At 31.2% G+C, this 12,920-nt stretch carries 11 protein-coding genes and 1 pseudogene; 8 read left to right on the top strand and 4 right to left on the bottom strand.

The features are described 5' to 3' along the window. Positions 1-77 precede the first annotated feature (77 nt). The 5 genes and pseudogenes from HNP35_RS21045 (at position 78) to HNP35_RS21025 (ending at position 6,636) form a co-directional block, all read left to right on the top strand. The gene (locus HNP35_RS21045; RefSeq protein ID WP_184166892.1) at positions 78-1,055 is read left to right on the top strand and encodes a Gfo/Idh/MocA family protein; all 978 of its coding nucleotides are present in this window, start codon (positions 78-80) and stop codon (positions 1,053-1,055) included. A gap of 72 nt (positions 1,056-1,127) precedes the next feature. After that, positions 1,128-1,976, top strand: a pseudogene (locus HNP35_RS21040) (YifB family Mg chelatase-like AAA ATPase); the annotation flags it as partial. 51 nt (positions 1,977-2,027) lie between these two features. After that, positions 2,028-3,830 carry a recombinase family protein gene (locus HNP35_RS21035; protein WP_184166889.1) on the top strand — a complete coding sequence of 601 codons (1,803 nt, stop codon included), beginning with the start codon at positions 2,028-2,030 and terminating at the stop codon, positions 3,828-3,830. Between the two features lie 463 nt (positions 3,831-4,293). Next, a complete protein-coding gene (locus tag HNP35_RS21030; protein WP_184166886.1) occupies positions 4,294-5,394 on the top strand; it encodes an IS3 family transposase in 1,101 nt (366 codons plus the stop codon). A gap of 75 nt (positions 5,395-5,469) precedes the next feature. Beyond that, entirely contained in the window at positions 5,470-6,636 is a 1,167-nt protein-coding gene (locus tag HNP35_RS21025) for an IS3 family transposase (RefSeq protein ID WP_184166883.1), read from the top strand. Between the two features lie 589 nt (positions 6,637-7,225). Here HNP35_RS21025 and HNP35_RS21020 read toward each other — a convergent pair. Both HNP35_RS21020 and HNP35_RS21015 read right to left on the bottom strand, forming a co-directional pair. Next, positions 7,226-7,795, bottom strand: a complete 570-nt coding sequence (locus HNP35_RS21020) for a hypothetical protein (RefSeq protein ID WP_184166880.1) — start codon at positions 7,793-7,795, stop codon at positions 7,226-7,228. A gap of 14 nt (positions 7,796-7,809) precedes the next feature. Further along, complete coding sequence (locus HNP35_RS21015; protein WP_184166877.1) at positions 7,810-8,622, bottom strand: hypothetical protein; 813 nt, start codon at positions 8,620-8,622, stop codon at positions 7,810-7,812. Positions 8,623-9,060: 438 nt separating this feature from the next. On the opposite strand from HNP35_RS21015, the gene HNP35_RS21010 reads away from it, so the two are divergent. Both HNP35_RS21010 and HNP35_RS21005 read left to right on the top strand, forming a co-directional pair. Then, positions 9,061-10,377, top strand: coding sequence for a BT4734/BF3469 family protein (locus tag HNP35_RS21010; protein ID WP_184166874.1), 1,317 nt, complete (start codon positions 9,061-9,063; stop codon positions 10,375-10,377). Positions 10,378-10,518: 141 nt separating this feature from the next. Then, complete coding sequence (locus HNP35_RS21005; protein ID WP_184166871.1) at positions 10,519-11,046, top strand: tyrosine-type recombinase/integrase; 528 nt, start codon at positions 10,519-10,521, stop codon at positions 11,044-11,046. Positions 11,047-11,101: 55 nt separating this feature from the next. Here the strand turns inward: HNP35_RS21005 and HNP35_RS21000 are convergent, their stop codons facing one another. Both HNP35_RS21000 and HNP35_RS20995 read right to left on the bottom strand, forming a co-directional pair. Then, a complete protein-coding gene (locus HNP35_RS21000) occupies positions 11,102-11,767 on the bottom strand; it encodes a hypothetical protein (protein ID WP_184166867.1) in 666 nt (221 codons plus the stop codon). An 11-nt stretch (positions 11,768-11,778) separates the two neighbouring features. Further along, a complete protein-coding gene (locus HNP35_RS20995; RefSeq protein ID WP_184166865.1) occupies positions 11,779-12,507 on the bottom strand; it encodes a hypothetical protein in 729 nt (242 codons plus the stop codon). 119 nt (positions 12,508-12,626) lie between these two features. On the opposite strand from HNP35_RS20995, the gene HNP35_RS20990 reads away from it, so the two are divergent. After that, positions 12,627-12,902 carry a helix-turn-helix transcriptional regulator gene (locus tag HNP35_RS20990; RefSeq protein WP_184166863.1) on the top strand — a complete coding sequence of 92 codons (276 nt, stop codon included), beginning with the start codon at positions 12,627-12,629 and terminating at the stop codon, positions 12,900-12,902. The last annotated feature ends 18 nt before the right edge of the window (positions 12,903-12,920 follow it).

Here is a 12,920-nt window from a genome sequence, read left to right as displayed (position 1 = left end):
TTTTGAAAATAGTTTTTTGGCTTATTTTAGATATTGAATTAAAACATGTTGCTTTGTAAAGCTGAATTTGACTAAAAATGGGAAAAGAGAATAATATAAAGTGGGGAATTATTGGACTTGGAAATATTGCAAGCCAGTTTGCGGCTGATTTATCTTTGCTAAAAGATGCAGAACTTACCGCAGTCGCTTCTAGAGATATTAATAAAGGAAAAGAATTTGCTGAAAAGTTTAATGCTCTAAAAGTTTACGATTCGTATGATTTGATTTTTGAAGATCCAGAAGTAGAAATAATCTACATTGCAACGCCACATAATTCTCATGCCGAACTTTCTATAAAAGCATTAGAAAACGGTAAACACGTTTTATGTGAAAAACCAATGGCTTTATCTCATAAAGATGCTCAGCGAATGATTGAAGCTTCTAAAAAACACAATAAATTTTTTATGGAAGCATTTTGGACACGATTTATTCCATCGGTTCAAGATGTTTTGCAGAAAATAAGCAATAACGCAATTGGTCAAATAAATTACGTAAAAGCCGATTTTGCCTTTCACGGAAGTGAAACCGAAAACAAAAGGCTTTTTGATAAAGAATTAGGAGGCGGCGCTCTCTTTGATATTGGCGTTTATCCTTTATTCCTCTCTTATATATTATTAGGAAATCCGAAAGAGATTATTGCGAAAGCTATAAAACATAAAAATGATATTGATTTGCAGACTTCTATGATTTTGCAATACGAATCAGCTCAATCTATTTTACATGCTTCTATAGTTTCAGAATCTGATATGAAAGCCGTTATTTCTGGAACCGAAGGTAGAATTGAATTAAATGCGCCTTGGTTTGTTGCCGATGGATATTCTTTATTTATAAATGAAGAAAAAGAAGCAACTTTTACTTTGCCAACTTTAGGAAAAGGATATGCTCATGAAATTATCGAATGTCAAAATTGTATCAGAAATTATCAAATTGAGAGTGAACTTTGGTCGCATCAAAATTGTTTAGATTTGAGTTTGATTGTGGAGGAAATTAAAACTCAAATTAAATTACTATTTTAATTTATTTGTAATAAAATATTTACAATTAATTATTTTTCATTAGTTTTAAAAAAGATTTAATGAAAGTAATTTATGTTAGTAAAAGTTTACGGAAGCGCTGTTTTTGGAGTTGAAGCCACAACAATTACAGTTGAGGTTCACATGGATAAAGGGATTGGTTATCATTTAGTTGGATTACCAGATAATGCTATAAAAGAAAGCAGTTATAGAATTGCTGCGGCATTAAAAAACAACGGATTTAGTCTTCCTGGAAAGAAAATCACAATCAATATGGCGCCTGCTGATCTTAGAAAAGAAGGTTCATCTTATGATTTGACTTTGGCTATGGGAATTCTTGTTGGTTCAGATCAGATAAAAGCGCCAGAAATTGAACGCTATATTATAATGGGAGAACTTTCTCTCGACGGAAGTCTGCAACCCATTCGCGGAGCTTTACCAATTGCTATTAAAGCCAAAGAAGAAGGTTACAAAGGATTTTTTCTTCCCATTCAAAATGTAAAAGAAGCGGCTATTGTTTCTGGTTTAGATGTTTATGGAGTTGAAAATTTAAAAGAAATTATCGATTTTTTCTCTGGAAAAGGAACTTTACAGCCAACAGTAATTGACACAAGAGCAGAATTCTACAAAACATTAGATTTTCCAGAATTTGATTTCTCCGATGTTCGCGGTCAAGAAAGCATCAAACGATGTATGGAAATTGCGGCGGCTGGCGGTCATAATATTATTTTAATTGGTCCGCCTGGAGCAGGAAAGACAATGTTGGCAAAACGTGTTCCAAGTATTTTGCCACCTATGACTTTGCGTGAGGCTTTAGAAACCACTAAAATTCATAGCGTCGCTGGAAAATTAAAAGAAGTTGGATTAATGAATCAGCGACCTTTTAGGAGTCCGCATCATACTATTTCAAATATAATACTAGTAAATAATGTGGTCATTTTTTTTAGTAACTTTGCTTTAATTTAATGATAATTAATGAAAAGAGTTGCTGTGTATGTTCGTGTAAGTACAATGGACCAGGTATTTGAAAGGCAGATTGCTGATGTGAAAAATTATATTCACATTGAGCATCGTGGACAGGAATTTGAAATTGACATTTATAGTGAAAATTTAAGTGGATATAGAGAAGCTGCAAAAAGACCTGAACTTACTAAATTTTTAGATTTGGTTGAGAAAGATCCTTCTTATTATGATTGCCTCTATGTTACCGAACTTAGCCGACTTGGAAGAAATCCTGTTCAAACCCGATTAATCATTGAGGGACTAATTGCTAAAAAAATACAAGTATGTGTAACAACGACTGGGGCTAAGATGTTAAATAAGTATCGCGAACCCGACAAAATTAGTATTGCCGTTTTTCAACTACTAATGGAGTTTGCCGATGTCGAGGCGGATACTTTCAAAAAAAGAAGTGCATCTGGTTTGTTGCAGTCAGCACGGGCAGGAAATGCAAACGGTTCACGAAACTATCCATATGGTTACAGAAAAGATGAAAATAAAAAATTAGTAGTTGATGAAGAAGAAGCTGAGATTATTAAAGAGATTTTTGAGAACTATAAAAATGGTTTTGGATTTAAAAAAATTGCTGGTTTTTTAAATGAAAGAAAAGTCCCAACCCGCACTAATAAGGCATTTGGAAATCAGTTAATGAAATTTAATACCAATAAAACTGCTGATAAAGTAATTTGGTCGGACAAGACAATAAATGACATTGTTACAAATCCACTTTACAAAGGGCTTCGAAGGTATAAAGGCGAAAAATTGAACAAAGATGAAGTCTATGAAGGTATAATTATTAAACGTGGTAAGGATCTTTTCAAAGCGATAATACTTGATGCACCATCGATTGTTTCAGCTGAATTATTTGATGAGTGCAATAAAATTGTAAAAACTAAAACTCATCGAAATTCTGCTGTACATTATGAGTATATTTTAAAAGATTTACTTTCATGTGGAAGATGTGGAAGAAACATGTTTGCGAAGTATAAACCTGTTGTTGGCGGAGATAAAGTTTACATTTGTTCTTCGCGTTTAATCAAGGGCGGTAATTGTGGGAATGCTGGCGTAAATATCACTTATTTGGACAGTGTAATATATGATTTGTTAATTGGGCAGAATGCTTTATTGGATAAGATTGATCAATCTGATAAATTAATTCCGACAGTTAAATTGGAAATCGAAAAACTGAAAAAAGAATTGTCGCTTGCTGAATCTGAACTTAGTAAACAAAATAAGCGAATGCAGAAATTGTTTATATTGTTTAGGGAAACAGAAATGGACACAGAAGAATATAATCGAATGGCTTCACAAGATAAGAAGGATCTGTCGACCATCGTGAAAAGAATTGAAATACTGAAAAACTCGTTGCGAGAAAAAAATGAAACCTTAGAGAAGATTGCAAATAAAGACAAAGACGAAGATTTTATAAAGAAATTAGCGAAAGACCGCCCAGAAATTCGATTGATTTTCAAACAATTTATTAAAAAAATTTACATTACTAAGTTATCTGTTGGCAAAGACATATTGCTAGATGTTCATTTTCAGATTGGAAACAACAGGCCCGAATCCACTTTAAAGATAATGATTGACCAATTCGCAACACGTGCAAAACAAAAAATAAAATATACTTATAAGTTGGGTTATTCATATGCATTGGTTACACAGTATGATGAAAAAGGCGTTCTTTTGAACAGTGAGGAAGATATCTACAGTATTTTTTCACAACATATGAGTAAGACTATTTATGAGGTAGAAGAGAGAAATTTACTGATTTTGTGATTTTATTGAAAAAAAATATATAGATAGACTTTATTTTATACGTTCCATCATTATTATTGAAGTAGGATAAGCAGCGAATGGCTGCGCGGGTTTTAGACATCACTTAAAACTGAAACGCTTATCTGCTGTCTTTTAAAGACATAACGTAAATTAAACATGTTACGGTAATGGAAAATAAAAATTGTCCGTGTAATTGGTTTGATGTGGTTGTTAAGATTGTCGAGTTTACAGCGGCTGTCTTGGCGATAATAAGCTTCATCACTAACTAACAAAAATTAAAAACCGCTTCAAAAAGGCGGTTTTTTTTATTTTAAATAAAGTGTAAATAAATATTGAGTCTCTAAAATATAAAAAAAGAAATCTACTTATGAGCAATTACATCCAGCAACATAGTAAAAACTTAAGTATCTGATTATCTTTATATTTGTTAATATCAAACAAAACTTAATTTGAAATTTAAGGAATGGAAAAGCCAAAAATTTACGACAAAGATTTTAAAGAGAAAGCAGTCCAATTAGGATTTGAAATAGGTCTCAAAAAGGCAGCGATATACCTTGGCATTCGTTATTATTCTATGGTTAAATGGAAAAAGGAGTATCTTAAATTTGGTTCATCAAGTTTTTGCGGTCGTGGTTCAACAAGACTAAATGAAGAGCAAACAAAATTTTCCAAACTAAAAAGAAAACTAAAAAATGAGCTTAAAGAATCAGAACTAAAGCTTGAGATTTTCAAAAATGGTGCTAAATATATTTCACAAGGAAGATTAATGCTTTATCAATTTATTGAAAGTAATGAAGATAAATATACGGCTGGAAAAATATGCAAAACATTTGGAATATCTTACCTATCATATACCAAATGGAAAAATCAGATTCTTTCACCAAGGCAACGTAGAAATCAATTGTTAAAGGAAGAAATAAGCTCTGTTTTTTATGAATATAAGGAGTTGTATGGTGTGCCAAGAATTACTGCGGAACTGCAAAGTCGTGGTTTTAAAGTGAAAGAGGGACGAATTTATATGTATATGAAACAACTAGGACTGATTAGTAAAATTAGAAAAGATCGCCGACCCAAAACAAGTATATGTTATAATCCTTATGCTTTTCCTAATATTTTAAATCAGCAATTTACAGTTGAAGAATCGTCTAGAGTTTGGGTCTCAGGCATAAATAGAATCAAAACGGCAAATGGACTGTTAGCCTTAACAATTATTATGGATTTATTTGACATGAAAATTATAGGATGGAGTTTGAGTGATGGTCAGTCCATTAAAGAGACCACTATTCCGGCATGGGAAATGGCAGTTAAAAATAGAAAAATAAATAAAGAATTAATCTTCCATTCTAATCACGGTGCTCAGTATGCTAACAAGATATTTACTCGTAAATTAGAAGCTTATAAGTTCATCAAGATAAGTATGAGTGAAAAGGGCAATTATTCGGATAGTTCTATAGCTGAAAGCTTTTTTAATTCCTTAAAATGTGATTTATTAGATTTAAACATGCTTTTATCAAAAGAAAAGATGAGAGAAAAAATATTAGAATATCTGAATAAAATGCACTAAACGAAATTCTTATATAAATCAGCAAACTTCAAGATATGAAAAGATATGAAAAGATATGAAAAGATATGAAAAGATATGAAAAGATATGAACGAAGTTTTAAAGTGAAAGCCGTAAAATTAAGTTGTAAGTGTCGGAAAGGTGAATTGGCAAGTTTCGCAAGAAAATTGGGAATTCCCCCGGGTTATTTGTATAGCTGGCGAAAAGACTTTGAAACTTATGGATCTGGAAGTTTTTGCGGAATAGGACATCCAAAGTTAACGCCTGAACAAACTGTAATCTCTAATCTTGAAAAGAAAATTAAAGATTCCAAAATTGCTTTAGAAATTTTAAAAAGAGGAACCAAATATGTTTCTCAAGGAAAAGCAATGACTAAGCAATTTATTGAAAATAATAAATCTGAATTTTCAATTGCAAAAATGGTAGCTGTATTAGAAGTGTCAGAAACCACTTATTACAGAAGAAAAAAGCAAGAGATAACAGATACAGAATCTCGAGTAATTTTAATAAAACAAGAAATTACAAAAGTATATCATGAGTTTAAGAGAAGATATGGGTGTACAAAAATTACAAAAGAACTTCAAAATAGAGGATTTAAAATAAAAAACTCATCCGTAAAAAAATACATGAGAATATTAGGTTTACGTAGAAAAATTAAAAGAAAATTTATAGCAACAACTGATTCTCGTCATAATCACTATGTAGTACCTAATATTTTGAATAGAGAATTTACTGCTAGTCAACCTGGTAAAGTCTGGGTTTCAGATATTACGTATATACAAACAATAAAAGGCTTTGCATACCTCACAGTTGTTATTGATTTATTTGACAGGAAAATTGTAGGATGGAATTTAAGTTTTAAAATGAGTACTCAAGAAACCACTCTTCCTGCGTGGCAAATGGCAGTTAATAACAGAAAAATAAATAATGAACTAATCTTCCACTCGGATCGGGGTGTTCAATATGCTAATAGAATTTTTACTGACGTTCTAGACTCTTATAGTTGTGTTAGGCGAAGTATGAGTCGAAAAGGAAATCATAATGACAATGCAGTCTGCGAAAGTTTTTTTACTTCTTTCAAGGGTGAACTACTTGCGGGTAATAAGCTGTTAACTAGAAAACAGATGAAAGGTGAAGTACACCAATACATTGAGAATTGGTATAATAAAAAAAGGAGACATTCATTTTTAGATTATAAAACAATTGAAGAATTTAATAATATGATTTTAGAAGACGAACTTTGATAAAAACTAAATTTTAAAAGCTATCTGAAAACAATATATAAGCGAAATAACGAAATGAACACAAAATTAAAATGAAATGTACATTTTGTTTTCCTGTTTTCTATTGAAAATAAGTAGTTTATATTATTTTTGATTGCATCCATAAAGTAATTCATAACGCAAGGCGAAAAATCTCACTAATCTTTTAAGACCTTTAGTTTTAGTTTACTGAATAGATTGGTTGGTTTTCTTTCTTCTGATATTTTTCATCCAAAAATTGAAAATATTTTATCTTTCAGAAAATATTAGCCTATTCGTTCAGATGTAAAGTTTATCCTTTTGTAAAACTGTATTTCGAGTATTTTTTCGTTTAGATGCAAGATTCTACATTTTGCTAACCCTTGAAAAAAGGATATTTGTGTATATTTTTACATGTTCTTGATCGTTTTCAAGTAATAAAAAAAAAATCATTTTTTTCTCTGTCTCAATGATAGCAGGCTTTTTATAGAATCATTTGCTTATAAAATCAATTTCTCTTCTAATTCTCTAAAAAAGTGGATTCGGCTTTTTTTTTTCTCGTAATTGACGCTTTTTAGCTTCCAATTATTAACTATTCCAAACCTTCATTAATTTCTTGTATCAATTCATGTATACCCGCAATATTAACCGAATCTTTATTATCCCACACCTGAAAGAAATCTTGATACTTAAAAATCGTAGCTAGCATCTCTTGATGATCATCTATTATTTCTGGAATTTTTGGCTCACTACTGCGAAATATCACCGACACATTATCGAAATAGTTAGAATTTCCTGTCGATAAACAAGCTACATTGTTGTCGAAAATGAATCCGGCTGCATGTATCGGGGCAAATTCCAAAGATGTCAATCTGTTGTAAGAACAATCAAAGATGCCCCCAACTTCAACAGGTGCGCCCTTTAAAGTCATTAAATTTAGGCCCGAACAGTTAAAATCCCCGCTTACCTTATTAAATTGCAAAGGCAGTTCTATTAAGTAAGATGAAGATTCAGGAAATCTGACACTGCCATCTACATCTATAGTTCTATCATCATTAATTGTAATGTATCCTAATATAATGATCCAATGATTTCTGATTATTGTATAAATTTCATCTTCTTGATGAAGGAAATCATCAGCAGGAACAAGTATATTGTTCATCTTTTAACTTTATTTTAGCGCAATCCGCCATTCAAATCATATATTATGTCAAGAAAATTCCGCTCATTAAAAATTCCTTCTTCAGAAAAAATGTCGAGATAAGACATATAACGAAAAACAGCTGGCAGATGCTTTTTATTCTTAATCAATATTAAAGGTAACTGGGGTTTGGCTTGATTGTATTTCTTGATTGCAATCTCAATCTCAATTTTTTTTACAGTACAATTTTGACTTGCCATAAACAAAGAAAGGTTATCATCAATCGATAAAACTTGGCCAATGCTTTTTGGAACGCCAATTAAATTTTTAAGCCGATTGTTCGATATGTGAAAAGACCCACCAATATAGCATGGTGCACCTTCTAAGGCAGTTAATCTATTATGAAAAGCATGGTAGCTTCCTGCCACTTTTTCTGGCCCGCCTTTGAGATTTTTAAGCTGGTTCAAAAATATATTGAAGTTTCCTTTAATGTTTTTTGGCGATCCATTTAGAGAAATAAGACTGTTTTCATGACAAGAAAAATCCCCGCCTACATCTACAGGCGAATATTTTAAAGATTTCAATTTGTTGCCGTGACAATTGAAATTTCGACCGACATAGAATGGTGCACCTGCTAAAGTTTTCAGCTTGTTAGAACTGCAAATGAAATCACCGCTTACTTTTCCAAATTTTAAAGGAAGTTTCTGAAGCGATGTATGCGTTAGATAAAAATCACCATCAATATCAACCAAGCCATTTTTAATGGAATAGGTACCTGTAATTCTGATATTAAACTTTTTTGCAATAAAATGCACCTCTTTTTTTGTCAAATCTCTTTTCACACTCATATAAGTCTAATTCTCAAGCTAAAATAAACCGCTGAGCGGTGATATGCCAGTCTCATCACGAATATTTTTCTCTTTTTTGTGGATACATCCTTTTTAAGATCAAAATATCAAATACTAATCTAAACATGCTCAATACTTATGACTCTAAGGTTAAAATACTTAAATACTTAAAGATTAAATGAGAGAAGAAAGAAGAGAGATATATTAAAGTAAATGTACCCTTATGTTTTTCTCTTTTCCTAATAGAAATACTTTAAAAAAATACACAAAGTAGAAAAGAGGGACATCAGTTTTTTATATATACAGTAACCAAAGCATAAGTATCTAAATAATAACACTGCTGATTGGTTCAATCTTGTGTCAAGATTGGATAAAATAAATAGCATATAAATGATTTTTAACAAATACAGCAATTGCACGAAATTCTCAAACGAAAAAATGAGCCTTGAACAGCTTATCACCACAATTAGTCAAAATCCACATAAGTTGGAAATAACCAGGCTGAGAAATGCGGAATATAAGTCTGAAGAATATAATAAAATTAAATTACAACTGCCCGCAATAACCCCTCATGGTTCATTCGGAAGTTTGAAAAAAGAAAGTTTAAATTCTCTATCCAACTATATGTATTTTGATATCGACGGTTTTAACAATTCCGAAGATGTCAATCAAGTAATTAAAAAGCTATTCGATTCATTTCCCATTTCATTAATATGCAGAAGCGTTGGTGGCAGAGGCTTGGCATTCCTTCTGAAAGTGAGTGGTGTTACAATTGAGAATTTCGATAGCATCCATGCATTTATCCGTCAGGATTTTCAAAACAATGGATATAAGATTGACGATGCGGCAGGCGGGCTGGCAAGAAAATGGATCATTACTTACGATCCAGACGTGATATTTAATCATGACAATGAATTTATAATTGATCAAACATCATATAAAGAGTTTATCGAGAGCAGAAAAACAACCGCAAAAAAAAGAGAAAAAAGAAAAGAAGATCTAGAATCAAAGGATGAATTAGACGAGATAATTCCTTTCAGTGATCTTTGTAAAATCATAAAAATCGAATCTGAATTCAATAAAGAAATACAAGGTGACTTTACAATTGAAGAGATGGAATATTATAAAATCATCTATCCCGCCATTATTAAGGACGGCAATAAGCACAGGACATATGTTCGCATAATTAATGCATTATACTACTTAAATCCCAAGATTACCCAACAGCAAATTCTTTCATATCTATTTTATATTAATTCTTCAGCAGAAGCAAAAATGTCGATAAGTAAATTGAAATTGCTGGTAGGAAGAATTTGCGATCAAATCGAACAAACAGGCGAAATTCGCATTAAAACCAGAATTAAGAAAATACATTTTAATAAAAATTCTTTTCTGACCAAAAGTCAAAAACAGAGCATGGCAGGAAAGATAAATGGCGCTTTGAAATCTAATAAGACGAAGGAATCAATTCAACAGGCAATTACTGATTTAGAAGTAAATAACATTAAACCAACAAGAAAGAACATTGCTGAGAAATTAGGTATAAGCCAAAAAACCGTGCAGCGCAATTGGAAAAAGGAATTAACTGATATTTCTGATCTGGATTTCACACTTTGTAAGCAGACAAAGGCTATAAGAGATAATCTATCTGAGCATGACTACGTTGAAGAATATATTGTAGAAAATAACAAGGAAAATTTCATCGATGATGATTTTGATTTCTGGAATAATGGAATTGGTAGTGATAACGATTAATAAAATGTTCGTTTACCATAAGATAGAACTTTATCAATGTTTCTTTTGGTTTTAGTTGTAATTTAAAAAAATAATGTTCTTTTATACTTTTATAGGTATATAAAAGAACATATATTTGCAAAAATATAAAGCCAGAAAAATATGACAGGAAGTAATTATATTGATTTTGATAAAGCACTAAATACCGGAATGAAATTAATTAAGACCAAAGAAAATCCAAGGCTAGGATTGTTAATTATTGTGGGAATAAATTTAGGTGTACGAATTGAAAACTTACTACGATTTAAATTTGAAGATTTAAGACGGGAAAATGTAACTATCATTGAAGGAAAGACTGGCAAAAAAAGGACTCTTGTCATAAATGACAATATACGCATAGCTATGGCTTTATTTGAAAATGAGTACAACGGTTATGCATTTAAAAGTCAAAAGGATACCATCTATTCCCCTCAGCATGTTAACAGGCTTCTCAAGAAGTATTTCAAAGGAAAAATCAGCACTCACAGTCTCAGAAAATCTTTTGGCCGACGAGTCTGGAATAATGATAATCAAAGCGAAAGAAGTCTAGTTTATCTTTCGGAATTATTTCAGCACTCGAGCATCAGTATAACCCGCATATACTTAGGGATTAGGCAGGAAGAATTAGATAATATTTATATAAATCTGTAATGTACATTAAAGAATAGCAATAAAAAATCCCGAATTCATAGTTCGGGATTAATTTTTAATATAATTCTACATCTTTAATTTCATACATTTTATCGGGATAATTACTTGTAGGACTTAGTCCAATAAATTTTCCCTTAATATTCACTAAATCAACAAAACCCGACCTAAACTCGTCTATGGTTCCCTCAACTTTATATTCATAGTTTAATACTGGTTCTGAGGGGTTGTACATTTTCAATTTCTTAACATCTCTTGCATTTTTTAATGTAATAAATAAGACTGCTGAATAAGTTGATTTGTATTTTTCATCATAACCTATTTCTTTTTTATCAAAATATTCGGAAACAAAACTTCTACCAGAAGGATTATTGTTGAGGCGTGGAATGGCTTTATTATGTTCTTTGTCATAAAAGATACCATTTAATATAACTTCGTTTCCATTTATGATATAACCGCTTATTCCAACATTCTTTAGCTCAACTACTTTATTAGTGTTGTCGGATTCGAAAAAAGAATCATTTTTTAAGTTTTCGGCAAATAAATAAGATTCGTAATTTAAGTTGCTTTGTAATTCTCTTTCTTCTTTTTCTATTTGAACATTTGTAGTATCGACAATCTTGGCTGTTTCTGTCTCTTCTGAAATTTTTCTTTTATTGTCACAATTAGTAAATAAAGTAACTGCGATTACAGAAGTTAGAACTCTAATAGTAATGTTTTTCATTTATATAATTTTTAATTTGTTGTTGTAAATGATTTAATATCGCCGTAGTATATCTCACTTCCATCCAAACTTGAAGCGAAAGGGCGAAAGTAATAGATGGTTTTTGAATTAAGATTTTTTACCGATATTTTGAACGGCTCAGTCACTTCTGATTTAGCATATATAGCGACGTCATTTATATTCGGGTTTGTGTTGGTCGCAGAAATACATATTCCTATTCTTATATTGTCCCACCTTAGGTTGCCATTTTTAAAAATTACAGCGCTAAGAATTACTGAATTTGAAGTTATATTGGATGGGTCATAAGTTATAAATTGCGTTGGCGTAATTGTTAATTTAGAAGTTTTAAATTTTATTTCATTACTGTAATACACATTCCCTGAATTAGTTAAAACAAATGGTCTGGCATAATAAATAGTGCTTTGCTGTAAACCAATTAGTAAGGTACTCGATGGCCCAAGGATAACCTCGCTGTCTTCTACTTTAAAATCATTTATTGTTGGATTTCCGGTGGTATTATAACAAACCCCTCTTGATTTTAAAGATTTCTCAGTATCTGATTTAATTAGTGATGAAACCAATACTGTAGTTGGCATAATATCACTTGCTTCATAAGTTTTAAGGCTTAGAATTTCTTTACCGCCATCTGTTTGTGGATTGTCTGCTGAGTCCTCGTTTGAACAGCTAAAAAATATCATAACCAAAAGTATGAGGCATTTACTTCTTGCAAAGTTTTTCATAATTGAATTTTATAAATTAATTAATTATTTGTCTGATTCCGATATGGAATTAATACAAATATATAAATTATAGCACAAGTGCTATAATAATTTTCTTTTTTATGTAGTCCCTTTGATATGTGGAAAAGAAAAATTTAAAACAAAGAAAGCTGATCTTCGATCAGGAAGGCTTAGAATTGCTGGCCAAGCGGCTAAAGGAAATACGTGCAGAAAAGGGACTATCTCAAGAAGAAATAGCATATCGTTCTGAGATGACATTGTCTCAAATTGCTAGAATTGAGACTGTAAGAATTAATCCTACTATAAGTACTATTTTTAAAATCGCTAGAACCCTAGACGTTCCGCTAAACGAACTATTTAACTTTGAATTAACGTCACTTCCAGATAAACAATAAAATATAAATTCTTTCGAT

The organism is Flavobacterium notoginsengisoli (assembly GCF_014207905.1).
Taxonomy (GTDB): Bacteria; Bacteroidota; Bacteroidia; order Flavobacteriales; family Flavobacteriaceae; genus Flavobacterium; species Flavobacterium notoginsengisoli_A.
This window is presented reverse-complemented; position numbering and strand designations above follow the sequence as displayed.

Coding starts and splice junctions, on each gene's coding strand:
- HNP35_RS21000 (WP_184166867.1), bottom strand. CDS start 11,767: ATGAAAAACATTACTATTAGAGTTCTAACTTCTGTAATCGCAGTTACT.
- HNP35_RS21045 (WP_184166892.1), top strand. CDS start 78: ATGGGAAAAGAGAATAATATAAAGTGGGGAATTATTGGACTTGGAAAT.
- HNP35_RS21005 (WP_184166871.1), top strand. CDS start 10,519: ATGACAGGAAGTAATTATATTGATTTTGATAAAGCACTAAATACCGGA.
- HNP35_RS21035 (WP_184166889.1), top strand. CDS start 2,028: ATGAAAAGAGTTGCTGTGTATGTTCGTGTAAGTACAATGGACCAGGTA.
- HNP35_RS20995 (WP_184166865.1), bottom strand. CDS start 12,507: ATGAAAAACTTTGCAAGAAGTAAATGCCTCATACTTTTGGTTATGATA.
- HNP35_RS21030 (WP_184166886.1), top strand. CDS start 4,294: ATGGAAAAGCCAAAAATTTACGACAAAGATTTTAAAGAGAAAGCAGTC.
- HNP35_RS21010 (WP_184166874.1), top strand. CDS start 9,061: ATGAGCCTTGAACAGCTTATCACCACAATTAGTCAAAATCCACATAAG.
- HNP35_RS21020 (WP_184166880.1), bottom strand. CDS start 7,795: ATGAACAATATACTTGTTCCTGCTGATGATTTCCTTCATCAAGAAGAT.
- HNP35_RS21015 (WP_184166877.1), bottom strand. CDS start 8,622: ATGAGTGTGAAAAGAGATTTGACAAAAAAAGAGGTGCATTTTATTGCA.
- HNP35_RS21025 (WP_184166883.1), top strand. CDS start 5,470: ATGAAAAGATATGAACGAAGTTTTAAAGTGAAAGCCGTAAAATTAAGT.